This window comes from Pseudomonas sp. CNPSo 3701 (genome assembly GCF_028674975.1).
GTDB lineage: Bacteria > Pseudomonadota > Gammaproteobacteria > Pseudomonadales > Pseudomonadaceae > Aquipseudomonas > Aquipseudomonas straminea.
The window spans coordinates 75,616-91,713 of record NZ_JAQZSI010000005.1 but is presented as its reverse complement, the minus strand read 5'-3'; the positions used below and the strand labels follow the sequence as shown (position 1 = coordinate 91,713).

Genomic DNA, 16,098 nt, shown 5'->3' with positions numbered 1-16,098 from the left:
CCGCTTCGTTGAGTGCAGAAAGCCTGCGGGTATCGCCAGAAGGGCGCTACCCGCAATAACCGTCAGCGGCGCTGGGCACTTACGGGGGGCACGCGGCCGGCCCAGGGTTGGGCCTGTTCCAGCTGCGCCGCGAGGGCGAGCAGGGTGCCTTCTTCACCGAAGCGGGCGGCGAAGTGCGAGCCCAGGGGCAGGCCGCCGGCGGTCCAGTACAGCGGCACCGACATGGCCGGTTGGCCGCTGGCGTTGAACAGCGCGGTGAACGGCGAATAGCTGTGGAAGCGGTCGATCAGGGTGGCCAGGCTCAGGCTCTCATCGAACGGGTCCAGGGTGCCGATCAGCGGCGGTTCGCGGGTCAGCGTCGGGGTGAGGATCAGGTCGTATTCGGTGAGAAAGGCGGCCAGGCGCCGGCCCAGCATGTGAATGCTGGCGACCGCATCGGCGTAGCGAGCACCGCTGGCGTTGCCCTTCTCGCGCAGGATGATGCGCGTGCGCGGCTCCAGCTCTTCGAGGCTGACCGGCGCGCCGCGCATCTCGCCGACCAGGGTGACGTAGCTGCTGGTGCTGGCGCCGATGATGTCGAACACCTGATCGAGAAAGGCCAGGGCATCGACCGGCAGGCTGGCGTGCTGCACATGGTGGCCGAGGGATTCACACAGCTGGGCGGTGTGGCGTACCGCGGCCAGCGCTTCCGGACCGGTGGTCCAGGGCGTCAGGTGCTCGACCAGGGCGATGCGTAGCGGGCGCGGGGGGCGGCGCAGGCTGTCCACGAAGGGCTCGTGCTGCCACGGCGCAGCGTAGGGCGCACCGAGGTCGGCGCCGGCGGTGATGTCCAGCAGCGCAGCGCTGTCGCGCACCGACAGAGTGATGGCGTGGGCGGTACTCATGCCCGCCCAGCCTTCGCCGGTCAGCGGGCCGCTGGGCATGCGCCCGCGGCTGGGTTTGAGGCCGAACACGCCGCAGCAGGAGGCCGGCACGCGCAACGAGCCGCCGCCGTCATTGCCATGGGCGAAGGGCACCACCCGGGCAGCGACCAGTGCCGCCGCGCCGCCGCTGGAGCCGCCAACGCTGCGCGCGGTGTCCCAGGGGTTGCGGGTGGCGCCGAAGCGGGTCGACTCGGTGGTGTAGGAGGTACCGAATTCCGGTGCCGTGGTGGTGCCGATGAACTGGCAGCCAGCCTCGCGCAGGCGGCTGACCAGGGTGTCGTCCAGCCCCATGCGTGCTTCGCCGAGTGCCAGCGAGCCGTTGCTCATGCGCGCGCCGTCCAGCGGTGCGAACAGATCCTTGATCAACGTTGGCACGCCGCGAAACGGGCCGTTGCCGAGCTTGGCCTGGCGGGCGCTGTCGTAGAGCTTTTCGGCCACTGCGTTGAGCTGCGGCTCGACCTGTTCCAGGCGCGCGATGCCCGCTTCGAGCAGCTCGCTGGGGTTGACCTCGCCCTTGTCGACCAGGCCGGCCAGGCCGGTGGCGTCGTAGTGATCCATCAGGGTGTGAATGTCGCTCATGGCAAACCTCGGCTAGTGAGTAACGCCCGCTGGCACGCCAGCGGGGCAAAGGGAAATTCAGGGATGGGAGACGACGGGCGCGGCACGTGGGCCGACCAGTGCGGCGACCAGCCAGATGGCCGCGCAGGCCAGGCTCGCGGTGGCCAGCCAGCCGATGGCGCCGCGCAGGTCGTAACCCAGTGCCGTCAGCGTGGCGACCGCCAGCGGGCTGGCGAACTGGCCGATGTACAGGCAGGCGGTAAAGCCGCCCAGGCCGCGGCCGCGGGTGGTGGCGCTCAGGGCGTTCATTACCGGCGCCATGGCGTTGGGCACCAGGAGGCCGACGCCAAGGCCATGGACGACCACCGCGATCAGCATGTCCTGATAGCTGCCAGCGTGGATCAGCAGCCACAGACCGGTGGCCATCAGCCCCAGCAGCAAGGCATTGCAACCGGGAATGCCGAGGGCGCGGCGCAGCAGCGGCCAGGCTATCGAACCGCCGAGGCTGGACAGCAGGCCCAGGCCGGCGCAGGCGCCGATCATTGTGCTGGAGGTGATGCCCATGCCCGCCAGCAGCAGCGGCGACTGCACCGGCACCACCACGGCCAGCACCATGCCGCCGAGAATCAGCAGGTAGCCGACCACCAGACGCGGGATGGACACCGGTGTGTCGTCCGCCTCGAGGCTGCTCGCCACCTGCACCGGCGGTTCCCAGAGCACCCGCAGCATCGCGGGAATCAGCAGCAGCGGCAGCAGATACAGGTAGAACGGCAGCCGCCAGGACTGCTCGCCCAGCGCGCCGCCGATCACGAAGCACAGCGAGCCGACCAGGCCGATGGCGACCACCTGCAGGTTGACCAGACGCATGCGGTCCTCGCCCTGCCAGTAGTCGGCGATCAACGCGGCGCAGCAGGTCATGATCGCCGCCTCGGCGCAGCCGAACAGCAGTCGCGCCCCGACGATATGGCTGAGGTCATCGAGCAGTGCCGGCAGCACGCCGAGCAGCGCGTACATCAGCGTGGCGATGACCAGCAGCGCCTTGCGACCCACGCGGTCGGCGATCCAGCCGGCCAGCGGGGCGAACAGCGCGATGGCCAGGGCCGGCCCGGTGATGGCCAACGGCACTAGCACATCGGCGCGCGGCTCCAGTGGGCCGAATTCGGCGCCGAGCTTGGGCAGGATGGGCGCGACCATCACCGAGCCCATGATGGTCAGGCTGCTGCCCAGTACCAGCACCAGCCCTTCACGGCGGGTCACGGCTTGGCGTGCGCTGCCCTGGGATGACACGGAAGATTTGATCGTCATGGCGGCCACCTCAAAAGCTGTACGCGACGCGCAGCGCGACGTTGTAGCCTTCGCTGCGGTTCTCGGCACCGAACTCCTTGTAGGCATGCAGCCATACTGGCGGCAGACCGGGTTTGAAGAAGCTCACGGCCGGGCCGACGGCAATGACCCGGGCGCGGTTGCCGGTCTGCAGGTTGGGCGCGTCGTCATCGCTGATCTGCTGGTAGTAGTAACCGCCCAGGCCGACGGTCCAGGGGCCGACGTGCTGGCCCACGGCGAGCTCGTGGCGGTACTCGGTGCCGCTGCGGTAGTCGGTGGCGTGGTTGCGGCTGTTGATGTCCAGCTGCTGGCTGGACGACACCTCGAAGCCGCCGTCGCTGATCCAGGTGGCGTTGAGCACCGGCGAGACGGTCCAGTGATTGAGGCCGGGGGAGATCAGCCGGTCCTTGTCGTAATCGCCGGTTGGCGCCTGAATCTGCAGGCTGGTATTGACGAACAGGTTGCGCGAAACGTCCCACTGCAGGATCAACGGGGTGATCTGGGTGTCGGCTTGGCGGAACACTTCCTTCTCGAAGCGCAGGGGGCCGAAGGGGGTATCGACCTTGAGGCGGGCGTCCATTTGGAAGAACGGCTGGACGATTGCGAAGCCGTAGCGGGCGCCGAACAGCTGCTGGTCGGTCATGCGGATGTAGGCCACGCCAAGCGACAGCACGTCCAGCGAGAAGGCGTTATTGACCTTCCTGCCGTCGCCATCCTTCAACTGGTTGGTGGAGTAGTAGGCGGCGCGCACGCCCAGGGTGCCGAACGGCGTGGGCGGCGGCGTCATGCCGGCACCGAAGTCGTTGAGCCCGGCGGGCGTGGTGGGTGCCCCGTTTTCCGTGGCCTGGGCCTGGCTGCCGAGCAGCAGGGTGGCGCCGAGAAGGGCGGAGAGATGAACGAGTGACGCACGGCGAACCGTCATGGCTGACCCCTTTTATTATTGTGTGGGAGGTCAGCCTAGGGCGGCTTCAGCGCCTGCCGTTATCCGTTTTCAGCACAGTATTGGCGAGCCTGACGCAAGGTCTCCGACGGCTTGCAGCCGAACAGCTGGCGGTAGTCGCTGGCGAAGCGGCTCAGGTGCCAGAAGCCCCAGTTGGCGGCGATGCTCTGTACCGAATCGGCCTCGCTGGCGTGGCGCAACTGGCGGTGCACGGCGTTCAGGCGGATGGTACGCAGGTAGGCGATCGGGTTGATGCCCAGCGCTTCCTGAAAGCAGTACTGCAGCTTGCGGCGGCTGGCGCCGATTTGGTTGCACAGCTCGAGAATGTTGATCGGCCGCTCCGGATGAGCCAGGGCGTAATCCCGGGCGCGGTCGACCATGCGCCGGCGCGCGCTGGGCGACAGCGAGTGGTCGTCTTCGCTGTCGATCAGCTCCAGCAGATGCATGATCACCGCATCGCGGATGGCGCCGCGTATGGTGCCGTGGTCGAGTAGCGCGGCGCCGGGCGCCTGCTGGTCGAGCACGCTGCCGAACAGGCTGATCAATTGCTGCTGGTCGGCCTGGCCGAGCAGTTGGTAACAGCGCGACAGACGCGTCAGGTCGAGTTCGCGCTGCTGCTGGTGCAGGGTGCGCTGCAACGATTGCTCGTCGATGGCGATGCACACTGCATCCAGATCGCCATGCACACGCAGTTCCGGCAGCTGGGCGCCACGGCCGATCAGCAGGCTTGGTGCGTGAATCGAATGGCCACCGCAATGCACGTGGGGGTCGGCGCAGCGCATCGGCATGGCGAAAACAATCGCGCCGGGCCAGGTGGCCGCCTGTTTGAGCATTGCCTGGTTGGCGCGATCGCGGATCAGCTGCATGCCGTCGAGCTGCACCTCGAGCACTTCGCCGCTGAAACGCCCGGCGCTGAGCTGGTCATAGCGCAGCTGCCAGCCGGACAGCTGGGCGTGTTCCTCGACATCGTGGGAGCGCCGGTAGCTGATCGCCGAGGGCCGGGCGGATGGCGGTGAATCGGGCGTGGTAACGATGCGACTGTGCATTTTCGAAACCTCTACTGCGGTTCGATGCGGTGTCTCCACAATAAGGCAATTTCCATTCCGTAAAACCGCTTAATGATTAATAAGATTAACTTGTGCCGAAATGGGATAACCCCGGGTGGGGCGCCGGATGACTGCGCAAGATGGCGAGCAGGCGTCTAACTTGACCCATTGCCGCTGGGCATGAGTGTTATGCATCGCGATTATTTGACCCCTGAGGCCCAAGTGCATAGGGTGGCGACCCGTTTTTCCAGACTCAAGGTCGCCCATGTCCGCTCGTGCCAAACTGCCGTTCACCATTTACCTGCTGGGTGCGACGATCTTCTCGCTGGTCACTGCCGAATTCATGGTCGCCGGCATGATGCCGGCCCTGGCCGACGCCTTCTCGGTGAGCCTGGGTGAGGTCGGTAACCTGATCGCCTTCTACGCCCTGGGCATGGCCCTGGGCGGCCCGCCGGTGACCATGCTGCTGCTGTCGCGTGGCATCGGCAGCAAGCCGGCGCTGGTCGGCTTGCTGGCGGTGTACGTGCTGGCCGGCGCGCTGGCTGCGGCGGCCACCAGCTACCCGTTGCTGGCCTTAGCGCGCGTCATCATGGGCGTGTCCAGCGCGGCCTGCATCGGCCTGTGCATGACCCTGTGCGCGGCGATGGTGTCGAACCAGGAACGCGGCCGTGCGGTGTCGGTGGTGCTCGCCGGGCTGATGCTCTCGCCGGTGGCCGGCGTGCCGATGACCGCCTGGATCGAGCATCACTACGGCTGGCGTGCCAGCTCCTGGGCGGTGGTGGGCCTGGCGTTGACCTGTACCCTGCTGGCCGCCATGCGCCTGCCCAAGGGCGAGGCCGGCGGCGAAGCTCGGCTCGGCGAGCAGATCAAATCCCTGCGCACCCGCCCGTTGTGGGGCGCCTACCTGACCAGTGGGCTGATCATCGGCGCGACCTTCGCCGCCTTCAGCTACTGCACGCCGATCCTTATCCAGGAAGTCGGCCTGGCGCCCGGCCAGGTCGCACCGATGCTGGCGCTCTACGGCGTGGCCAACCTGATCGGCAACATGCTGGTCGGCCGCGTCGCCGACAGCCACACCATCGGCGTAGTGGGCCTGGGCCTGGCCATGATGGTGCTGGTGATGAGCATCTTTGCCCTGGCCGGCGACAACCTGTGGCTGAACCTCACCTGCTTTATCGCCATCGGCCTGACCGGCGTGGCGCTCAACCCGGCGATGGTCGCGCGGGTGATGAAGGCCGCCGAACCTGGCGCCCTGGTCAACACCCTGCACACCTCGGTGATCACCGCCGGGCTGGCGTTCGGCAGCTGGGCCGGCGGCGCGGCCATCGAAGCCGGCTATGGCCTGCGTGCGCCGCTGTGGGTCGGCGCCGCCATCGCCCTGGTGGGTCTGCTCAGCGTGATTCGTCCGCTGGCCAGCCGCCGGATGGCTGCCAACTGCGCCTGAGCGATTTCTTATCGATAAGGCTGTGCGCTGCTCTCAGCTCGATCGCTGCATCTTGCAGCGGCCGAGCTGTCAGAGCTTCCTCTGCTAATCGGCGTTCTGCCCCTAGGTCCCACAAAAGTATCGGCACTCGGCGATGCTTAGCCAAGAGTCAGATTGGTAAGCCGCCTGTGGTTGACGCGCCGCAGTGCTGCGCCGCCTGATCTTCGCTCGGAAGCCTTGCAGCCCTAGATCCTCCAGCTATCTGTTGCGTCAAAGTCTCGCCCGGCAACACGCAGGTGCCCAGGCCTGAGCGCGGGCAATCGACAATTAAGATCCGTCTGATACGCCGTTCAGCGACGGCAATGCACCATGGTCTGGCTTACCGATGAGGTCGGCAGTCAACCATCCAACCGTAAAAGGGCATTGCAATGCTGAACACTCTGAGCAAACTCACCCTCGCCTGTGGCGCGACCTGCCTGCTGGCCAGTACCGCTTCTTTCGCCGACAGCGGTCAGATCGTCTTCACCGGCTCGGTTACCGACAACGCCTGCACTATCGCCACCTCCGACATCACCAAGTCGGTCACGCTGGACCCTGTGCGTATCGCTGATTTTGGTACGGCAGTCGGCTCCAAGGCCAAGCCTAAGAACTTCTCCCTGAGCCTGGAAAACTGCAGCATCGATGCCAAGCAGAATGCATCCATCACCTTCAGTGGCCAGCCGGATAGCAGCGATCCGACCCTTCTGGGCTTGACCGGTGAAAACCAGGTCAAGGGTATTGCCATTCAGATCGACGATGCGCGCAACGGTAGCAAGGTGGCGCTCAATGCCCCGGTCGAATACGCCCTGCGCAAGCAGAGCAACACCTTTGACTTCACCGCCTCCTACGTGCGTACCGCCGCCGATACGGTGGTCGGTTCGGGTGACACCGCCGTCACCACTCCAGGCATCGGGACCGGTCAGGTCAACGCACTGGCGACCTTCGACGTGACCTACCGCTAATACCTCTTTCTGCTCGCCGTAGGGCGCGTTTAACCGCGCCCCACGGATTCCAAAGGTTATCGATCATGGGTTTGAAATTCTTGCTGTCTCTGCCGCTGCTCTCTCTGTGGATATCGTTCAGCGCCGATGCGGCCGTGATGGTCGGCGCCACACGCCTGGTCTACGACGGTGCCTCGAAAGAGGCCAACCTCGCCGTGAGCAATCGCGGTGATGATTCGCCGTTCCTGGTGCAGTCCTGGGTGAGTCGCTACAACGGCAGCGAAGCCAGCGTCGACAGCTTTATCGTTACGCCACCGTTATTCAGGCTCGACGCCAACAAGGAAAACATCCTGCGCGTGGTGTTCACCGGCGGAGCCGATGTGCCTCAGGACCGCGAAAGCCTGTACCTGATGAATATCAAGGCGATTCCGGCCATGAGCGACGATCAGCGTGACAAGAATGTCCTGCAGATCGCGCTCAAGACCACCATCAAGCTGTTCTACCGGCCGGCAGGCCTGCAGGGCTCGCTCAAGGAAAGCGTGACCCGGCTGAACTGGGCTGCGAAGGCAGGCACGCTGTCGGTCGACAATCCCTCGGCTTTCCACCTGGTGATCAGCGAACTGAAAGTCAACGGCCAGGCCATCGACGGCGCTGTGGATGCGCTGCGTCCTGGTGAGCACCGCGAGTTCTCCGTCAAGGCCAAAACCGGTGATGAGATCGCGCTCGGTTACATCGACGACTACGGCACCCATATCACCGCCCCCATCGTTCGTCTGCACTGATACGCCTTACCCGCCATCCAGGAACTTCCATGTCTGCTTCGCTCCCATTCATGCGCCGCCGCGCCGTGAAGGCCGTCGGCTGCCCGCTGGCAGCCGCACTGGCCCTTCATCTGGTGCCAGCGCAGGCGGGCTTTCAGTTCGATCCGACGTTTCTGGAGATCGGTGGCGGGCAAGGTTCGGCTGAGCTCCAGCAGCAGATCGGCGTGATGAGCGAGGGACAACTGCCGGGTATTTATCGTGTGGATATTGCGATGAACCAGCGTTTTATCGAGCGGCGCGATATCCGCTTCGTGCGTGTCACAGAGCGCTCCAGCCAGTCGGATACAGGCCTGTTTCCCTGCCTGGATGCCGACTTCTTCCGCAGCCAGGGAGTCGCCGAGCAGGTGCTGGCCAAGCGCACCGATAGCGACCCGAGATGTCTGGCATTCGATCAGGGCCTGGCCGGCGTGAGCTACGACTACGACTTCAATCAGCAGACCCTGTCGATCGAGGTGCCCCAGGCCTACCTCGGCGATATTCCCTTCGAGGTTCGGCGCCGCCAGTGGAGCAGCGGCGAGCGTGTGGCCTTCACCAATTACTCAGTGTCCGGAAGCTCCGTCCAGGCTGAAACGGGAAGGCGTCAGGATCAGTTCGCCAGTCTGCGCAGCGGCGTGAATGCCGGCGACTGGCGTTTGCGAAACTTTTCCACCTGGCGCCAGGGCAGCGGCACACCGGGACGTTGGGAGTCGCTGGAAACCTATGCCCAGCGCGATATGGGCAACATGATGGCGATTGCGACCGTTGGCGATGCCACGACCGAAGGCGATCTCTTCGATGCCATCCCTTATCGCGGCCTGGGAATAAGCTCTGACCTGGAGATGCTGCCCGACAATGCTCGAGGCTTCGCACCAGTGATCCGTGGCATCGCCAATGGGCGCTCGCGGGTGATCATTCGTCAGCGTGGTTATGTCATTCACGAGCAGTGGGTACCTTCGGGGCCTTTTGCCCTGACTGATCTGTACCCAACGGCCAGCAACGGTGATATCGAAGTCACTGTGGAGGCGGCTGATGGTCAGCTCCAGGTCTACACCCAATCTTTCTCGTCGGTGCCGTACATGCTGCGTGAAGGACAGCACACCTACTCCCTGTACGCTGGCCAATACCGCCAGGCGAACAGCGCCGACCAGAGTGCCCCGACGTTCGTGCAGGCTACCCTGCGCCGCGGCCTGGCGAATGGCACCACGTTGTTCGGTGGCAGTTTGCTCAGTGAGGGCTATGGCGCTGGACTGCTTGGTATCGCCCATGACTTTGCCGGTTTCGGTGCGGTGTCCGTCGATCTGACCCACGCCCGTACTTCTGATCTGGGCGCGAACCTGTCGACGGCCAGTGGTCAGTCGTTGCGCTTTCGCTACTCCAAGTCGCTGGCGCTGACCAATACCACGTTCAGTTTGGTGGGCTATCGCTATTCCACCAGCGGTTATTACGCCTTCAGCGAGGCGATCAACAGCCGTGCCGAGGCCCAGGCTGCCCAGCCTTACCGCGCTGCGGACAACTGGGTGGTGCCGGCGGCTCGCTATCGCAGCGGCCATATGAAAAGCAATTTCAACGCGAACATCTCCCAGCAACTCGGCAGCTTGGGGGCGATGTACCTCAACCTCTCCAAGACGGCCTACTGGGCTAGCGAGGCTGCCGACCTGAGCATGCAGATGGGTTACAACTTCAGTGTTGGCGACATCTCCTATTCGCTGGGCGCCGGCCTGACCCAGGGCCAGCGCCAGGACCGCAATCTGACGCTCAGCGTCAGCATGCCACTGGGTGGCCCGGGCAATCGACGCCTTTCGGCCAGCACCAACCGCAGTACCAGTGGTAGCACCGCTCATATGGCGACTCTCAGCGGCAATGCCTTGAAGGATGACCTGCTGGCCTACAGTGCCAGCGTGTCCCAGCGCAGCAGCGCAGAGCAGCGCACGGCCGGTGGGGCGTTCGCAGCCCAGTACGACGCGCCTCAGGCGATCTTGCGTGGTGGTTACAGCCAGGCCGGAGATAGCCGGCAGATCGACCTCGGCATCGAGGGCTCCGTGCTGGTCTATGACAACCATCTGATCCTGGGGCAGCCCCTGGGAGAGAGCAATGTGATCGTCGCAGCTCCGGGCGCGGCAGGCGTGAGCCTCACCAACAAACGTGGCGTGCGAACCGATGGCAATGGCTACGCCGTAGTGCCTTCGGCCATGCCGTACCGCAAGAACCGGGTTTCGCTGGACACCCAGACCATTGCCCAGAACGTCGATATCCAGCAGCTGGTGCAGGAGGTCACGCCCAATCGTGGGGCCTTCGTGGTAGCGGATTTCGAGACCCGAAGCGGTCGGCGGATCCTGTTTCACATCCGCGACAGCCAGGGCCGGATGGCGCCGTTTGCGGCCAACGCGGAATTGATCGCCGCCGACGGCCATTCACTGGGCAGCACCTTGGTGGCAGACAACGGCCGGGCTTTCCTGACCGGCGTACCACCGCAGGCGCACCTGCAGGTCAGCGTTGGCGGTCAGCCGTGGTGCAACGGCGAGTTGCATCTGGACGACGAGCAGGCTGCCGACGGCATCACCCAAATGAACTTTCAATGCGAGCGCACGCCGGGTACGGCCGACGCCGAGGATGCCTGAAAATGAAAGCAAACCCCATTCCACGCGCCGTATTGCGCAAGCTGCCAGCTATTGTGCTGCTGGTTTTGGGTTGGCTGTGCGCCGGCCAAGCCCATGCTTTGATTGATGGCAGCATCAGTTGCAGTGTTTCTGGTGTTCCCTACAACGGTTACACGTTCGAGCCAGGTGCTGAAGTGAAGATCCCGTTCCGTGGCAACTGCCAGGCGATTCGGGTGTTTCCATACGGCGCCGGGATCAATCACGAGCTGAACCTGACCTCAGGCAGTGGCATACAGCTGCAACTCTATGACCCTGTTTCGAATATGTATCCGCTGGTTTTGCCGTTGGGCAGCTATGGAGGCAATTGTTTGAATCCAAGCTGCGCCTACATGGCGCCTGGTACCGCGTTTTCATACACCTACTATGTGGTGGGTCGGGCGCCCATGTCGCCCGGTGTTCGCCAGATGACGCTGCGTCTTGGGTATACCGCGATCGGTTTTCCGGCCTATGCGGAGTGGGTGCACCAGGTCAGTTTCAAGATCACGGTCGCGCCCACCAGCTGCAGGGTGTCGTCACCCAGCTCGGTCGAGCTGTCTTTCGGCAGCATCAGTGGGGCTGACCTGAGCAAGCAGTCACGGTCGACCAGCATTGTCGTCAATTGCCCGGTAAGCAAGTTGGCGGGCGTTTATCTGGTACCGAGCCAAGGTGTGGTCAACGCCAGCAACGGTATTTCGCAAACCACCCTGTCAGGTCTGAACATGCAGGCGTTGTGGAGTGATACCTCCCGCCCGGTGGAGTTGAGTACCGCTCGTAACATGCAGCTCTTGGCGGGCAATAACGCGTTGAACCTGACCTTCAAGCCCCAACTGGCATCTTCGCAGTCGCCAGCTGGTGCATTTCAGAGCCAGTACACGCTGGTCATCAACTACCTTTGAGGCTTCCATGAAAGTACTCTGGCTTGCGCTTTGTTTCTTCTGTAGTGCTGTGAACGCTGCAGACATGGTCAATATCACCGTAAGTGGCACCCTGAAACGACCACCTTGCACACTGAGTTCGTCGACAACCTTAAAGGCCGAATTCGGAGACGTGCGCACAGATCAGGTTTCCGAGACCGGGACGAAAAACCTGCCTGTGACCCTGAATTGCCCAGCCGGCTCGTCGCTGAAGGTCGGCTTCAGCTCCACCAATGGCACCTATACCTCCACGGTTGCCAAGACCACTGTCGATAACCTGGGGGTGTCCTTGCTGTGGGCCGACAACTCCGCAGCCAATCTGCAAGGCACGACCAAGACCTATAGCAACCTCAGCGGGACCGTGAACCTCAGCCTCAAGGCGCAACTGGTCAAACGCGGTGATTTGTCGCCTGGGCAATTCAGTTCGGCCATGGTCATGACGATCACTTACCTATGAGAGCGTTGTTCTGGATGCTACTGGCGGTATCGGGCAGCGTGTTGGCGCAAGCCGCGGATACCACCCAGGTTCAGGTCAACGGCAAGCTGGTCACGCCACCCTGTCGCCCTGGCTTCGCGACCTCGATGAACGTGAAACTTGAAGAGGTCAACGTACGCCAGTTGCTCGATGGCGATGCTCGCGTCACCGAGGTTCCGCTGACCTTCGACTGCCGTCCCGACAGCCGGGTGAGTCTGGTGCTGTCAGCCGGATTGGGCAGCATCGACACGCAGACCTTGCGCACCAGCCGCGAAAACCTCGGGCTGCGCCTGATGGGTGTCGATGGCAAACCCGGCCTCAGCCTGGGGCAAACCAGTAGCTGGACAGTGGGCAACGACCCATTGCAGTTGACCCTGCGTGTCAGGCCGGTGTCATTGGGCGAACTGCCAGAGGCCGGTGCCTTCAGCGCGACCCTGTTGATGCAGATTCTCTACCTCTGATCACTGGAACTGCCTGGCCTCGATGCAGTAGGTCAGCAGCGCCTGGTCACTGTCCGCTTCCAGCTTGCGCATGGCCGATATTTTCTGCGCGCTGACGGTCTTGTTGCTGCGGCAGAGTTGCCGGGCGATGTCGCTGACGCTCATACCGGTGACGAACAGGCGCAACACCTCCAGCTCCCTGGGCGACAGCTGCTCAAAGCGCTCTTCCACATGATGGGGGTTGGCGATCACCGAGTGGCTCTCGGCACCAACGCTTTTGTAATGGCGCTGCGCGCTGAGGGCACTCAGTGCCTTCTCTATTTCGTCGTGCAGATGATTTTTCTGAATCACTCCCGCTACGCCGAGCTCCTGCAGGCGCGTGAGAATCAGGTTGTTGGAAATCATGGTCAGTACCAGCACCTGGGTCTCGGGAAAGTGGCGCAGTAAGTACTCGATGAGTTTCAAACCATCGCCATAGGTCGAGTCGCCCGGCATGTTGAAGTCGGTGATCAGCAACTGCGGTCGATGTTGGCGCAGTTGCTCGACCAGCTCACTGGAGTTGATCGCTTCGCCCACCAGGCGGTAGCGCGAATCGCGCTGGACGATCTCGCGAACGCCCAGCAGCACGATGGGATGATCGTCGGCGATGACCACCTTCAGTTCAGGCATTTTGCGCTCTCTTGTCTACGAAGTTGATGATCAAGACGGTTCGCTCTGCAGGCATTGGGCCACGGCCGTCAGTCGGTCGCAGAGCAAACGGATCTGCTGGCTCGCCTGTGCATCGAGCGGGCCTTGATGCAGCGCGTTTTCCCATCTTTGGCAGGCAACGTACAACGCCTCGGCGTGCACGCTCGCCAGGGCACCGCTGAGGCTGTGCAGGCGCTGGCGAACCTGAAGTCCGTCACTGCGTTGCAGGCCTTCCTCGATCTGCTGGACGTCAGTCAGCAGGGTGTCGGCCATCAATTTGCGCATGTCTGCGGACAGCTCTATCCAACCGTCGCGGTCCTTTTCCCGCTCCGGGGTCGGCAGTGAAAGGCCGCTGGCCCGCTTGCAGTGCGACAACAGCGTCTGGCGCAGCAGACTCATGCTCAGTGGTTTGACCACCCATGCGTTCATGCCTACGGCCAGGCAGCGCCGGCCCTCTTCGCGCAGGGCATTGGCGGTGACGCCGATGATCGGCACCTGCACGCCCTGCTCGCGCAGGGCGCGTGCCAGATCATAGCCATTGAGACGCGGCATGTTGATGTCGGTGATCACCAGATCGAACGGCTGCGTGTTCCATATCTGCAGCGCCTGTTGTCCGTCGCGGGCTACGGTAGGCCTTGCACCCAGGGCTTCGAGTTGCTCACGCAGCACGGCCTGGCTGACCGGGTTGTCTTCGACCACCAGTACTTGCACGTTCAGACAGGGCGCATCCATGCCTGGTAGCATCGGTGTCTGATCTGCTTGCGCTGCCGGGCCGTGTAGCACCGGCAAGGTAATGAGCAGCGAGAAGCTGCTGCCCAGGCCCGGTTCGCTGACCACCCGCATACTGCCGCCCATCAGTTCACTCAGGCGCGAGCAGATCGACAGGCCAAGCCCTGCGCCATTGCCGTCCTGACCCGCAGCGACCTGGTAGAAGGGCTTGAATAGCTGTTCCAGTGCCTTTTCCGCAATGCCGACCCCAGTATCGGTGACCTGCCACTGCAGGGACACGCTGTCATCATTCAACTCCAGAGCGATCAGGCGCAGGCGTACCCGACCAGAGTCGGTGAACTTGATGGCGTTGCCCAGCAGGTTGTGCAGGATCTGCCTGATTCGTCCCGCGTCGCCTTCGATCTGGCGTGGCACCTGTGGATCGATTTCCGTATCGATCTGCAGGCCCTTGTTGCGTGCCGTGGCGGTAAAGCCGAGAACCGCTTCCTCGACCAGTTGGACGGGGTCGAACGGCGCCATTTCCAGGGCCATTTGCCCGGACTCGATCTTCGTCACGTCGAGCACGTTGCTGATCAGCTGGAACAGTACGGTGGACGAACCCTGAATGATTTCCAGGTACTGGCGCTGGCGTTCACTCATGTCGGTGAGGCCAAGCAGTTCCAGGTTGCCGAGCACGCCATACAGCGGCGTACGGATCTCGTGGCTCATTGTCGCCAGGAACACCGTCTTGGCTTCGTTGGCGGCCGTGGCCTGGCGACGGGCCTTGTTGAGATGCAGCGTCTCATCCACATGACGGGTGATGTCATTGCAACCGCAGAGATACACGTCCTGGCCCTCGTAGCGTGCGGCGACTACCACGACCTGCAGGTAGTGCTCGCCGACCTGCAGGCACATCTCTCCCGGTGCCTGCTCGCCGTGGTTGGCCTCCAGTACCTGCAGCAATGAGTCGGTAGCGCCCAGCTGTGCGGCACGCTGGTTTTCCAGCAGCAGTTGCCCGTCGCTGCGCCGTATCACGTACAGGCCCACCGGGGCGTTGTGCAGCATGATGCGGTTGAAGGCTTCGCTCTCGAACAGACGATCCTGGGCGCGTTGAGCCGGGATGACGATACTGGCCTTGTACCAGCGGTTGATCAAAATGCCGACGAGTACGGCGGCGATGAAGGTCAGGATCAGACCCAGCAACGGCCATTTGGCGTAGCGTAGGAAATCCTGGTAGCTGATCGCATACAGGCCGGTCCAGCGCTCGCCGTTGGTCGAGGCCATCTTGAATCTGAGGCCCTGGCTGGTAAAGCTCAGGCCCATAGGTGCCATGTCGTCGGTCCCCAGATCACCGAGCACGATGGTGCCGTCGGGGGCAATCAGCGTGAACTGGTTGTAGACCGACAGGCGCAGCACGCGCTCGAATTCGTCGACCTGGGCGGTATCCACGACGACGGCGAGGGTCAGCAGGTCGTCGGGAGTGGTGTTGGCCAGGAGTGCCTTGGCGGCATCCACGGTGATCATCGCGACGATGCTGCGGTGATCCTGATAGAGACGCAGCGGTGCCCGGCTCCAGCGCACCTGCCGATCATTGAGGTTGGGCATGCTACGTGTCAGCTGGCGTAGGCGGTCGACCACGGTCGCGTATTGTTCCGGCAGCAAGGGCAAGTGCTGGCGCTGGTCGTTGACGGCGGGTATCGCCAGGCTGGCCTGCCCATTGGGCGCCATGACGAACAGTTGCGGCGATGCATAGAAGGATGCTGCCCAGAACCCACCATAGTAGTCGGTCAGTTGCACGCCAAACGCCAATGCCCGCCCGATATCCTCCTGGCGGAAGGTTTTCGCATGGGACAGGCTGAACGGCATCGATAGCTCGAAACCCTTGGCCTTGAGCAAATCCTGGCCTTGAGAGGGCTGCGATTCAATGACCGTTACCGACTGAACCGACTTGAGTGCCGGCATGTCGCTCTGCCGATAACCGGTGGCAACGTTACGTAGAAAACTCTCGTGTTCGTGGACGATCTCGATCACCCGGGCGAAATGGAACTCCACGCGCTGCTGCTCGGCCTCCAGCAGCCGCGAAATCGCCCAATAGCATGTGCTGCACAGCACCAGTGCGAGACCGGTCAGCAACAGCAGTGCCTTGTTCAGGCGCTGGGAGCTTTGCGCCAGCTTGTCCAGGCGCAGGCTTGCATGTTTCATGTTGAATATCGCTCGACTTGAGAGGGGCGGGAGCCAGAGCGCA

13 protein-coding genes are annotated in these 16,098 nt (G+C 63.3%); 7 read left to right on the top strand and 6 right to left on the bottom strand.

Translation table 11 applies throughout. The features are described 5' to 3' along the window. Positions 1-62 precede the first annotated feature (62 nt). Genes PVA39_RS17030 through PVA39_RS17015 form a run of 4 tightly spaced genes read right to left on the bottom strand, consistent with a single transcriptional unit; the run spans position 63 to position 4,790 of the window. Positions 63-1,502 carry an amidase gene (locus tag PVA39_RS17030; protein ID WP_274125083.1) on the bottom strand — a complete coding sequence of 480 codons (1,440 nt, stop codon included), beginning with the start codon at positions 1,500-1,502 and terminating at the stop codon, positions 63-65. A 57-nt stretch (positions 1,503-1,559) separates the two neighbouring features. Beyond that, complete coding sequence (locus PVA39_RS17025; protein WP_274125082.1) at positions 1,560-2,786, bottom strand: MFS transporter; 1,227 nt, start codon at positions 2,784-2,786, stop codon at positions 1,560-1,562. 10 nt (positions 2,787-2,796) lie between these two features. Continuing rightward, complete coding sequence (locus tag PVA39_RS17020) at positions 2,797-3,726, bottom strand: SphA family protein (RefSeq protein WP_274125080.1); 930 nt, start codon at positions 3,724-3,726, stop codon at positions 2,797-2,799. A gap of 59 nt (positions 3,727-3,785) precedes the next feature. Next, entirely contained in the window at positions 3,786-4,790 is a 1,005-nt protein-coding gene (locus PVA39_RS17015) for a helix-turn-helix domain-containing protein (protein WP_274125079.1), read from the bottom strand. 265 nt (positions 4,791-5,055) lie between these two features. Here PVA39_RS17015 and PVA39_RS17010 point away from each other — a divergent pair, with 265 nt between their 5' ends. From PVA39_RS17010 to PVA39_RS16980, 7 genes are all read left to right on the top strand, one after another. Further along, the gene (locus tag PVA39_RS17010; RefSeq protein WP_274125077.1) at positions 5,056-6,234 is read left to right on the top strand and encodes an MFS transporter; all 1,179 of its coding nucleotides are present in this window, start codon (positions 5,056-5,058) and stop codon (positions 6,232-6,234) included. Positions 6,235-6,641: 407 nt separating this feature from the next. Then, a complete protein-coding gene (locus PVA39_RS17005; RefSeq protein WP_274125076.1) occupies positions 6,642-7,214 on the top strand; it encodes a fimbrial protein in 573 nt (190 codons plus the stop codon). A 65-nt stretch (positions 7,215-7,279) separates the two neighbouring features. Further along, on the top strand, positions 7,280-7,975 hold the full coding sequence (locus tag PVA39_RS17000; protein ID WP_274125075.1) for a fimbrial biogenesis chaperone: 696 nt from the start codon (positions 7,280-7,282) through the stop codon (positions 7,973-7,975). A gap of 29 nt (positions 7,976-8,004) precedes the next feature. Next, positions 8,005-10,611 (top strand): fimbria/pilus outer membrane usher protein, encoded by a 2,607-nt coding sequence (locus PVA39_RS16995; protein WP_274125074.1) that lies wholly within the window; start codon positions 8,005-8,007, stop codon positions 10,609-10,611. A gap of 2 nt (positions 10,612-10,613) precedes the next feature. Beyond that, the gene (locus PVA39_RS16990; protein ID WP_274125073.1) at positions 10,614-11,525 is read left to right on the top strand and encodes a fimbrial protein; all 912 of its coding nucleotides are present in this window, start codon (positions 10,614-10,616) and stop codon (positions 11,523-11,525) included. Positions 11,526-11,532: 7 nt separating this feature from the next. Continuing rightward, positions 11,533-12,000, top strand: coding sequence for a fimbrial protein (locus tag PVA39_RS16985; protein ID WP_147176865.1), 468 nt, complete (start codon positions 11,533-11,535; stop codon positions 11,998-12,000). Then, entirely contained in the window at positions 11,997-12,479 is a 483-nt protein-coding gene (locus PVA39_RS16980; protein WP_274125072.1) for a fimbrial protein, read from the top strand. Before PVA39_RS16985 ends, PVA39_RS16980 begins: the two co-directional genes overlap by 4 nt. On the opposite strand, the gene PVA39_RS16975 is transcribed toward PVA39_RS16980, so the two are convergent. Continuing rightward, complete coding sequence (locus tag PVA39_RS16975) at positions 12,480-13,127, bottom strand: response regulator (RefSeq protein ID WP_274125071.1); 648 nt, start codon at positions 13,125-13,127, stop codon at positions 12,480-12,482. A gap of 30 nt (positions 13,128-13,157) precedes the next feature. Continuing rightward, positions 13,158-16,055: a hybrid sensor histidine kinase/response regulator gene (locus PVA39_RS16970; protein WP_274125070.1), complete on the bottom strand. Its 2,898-nt coding sequence runs from the start codon at positions 16,053-16,055 to the stop codon at positions 13,158-13,160. Positions 16,056-16,098: the final 43 nt, after the last annotated feature.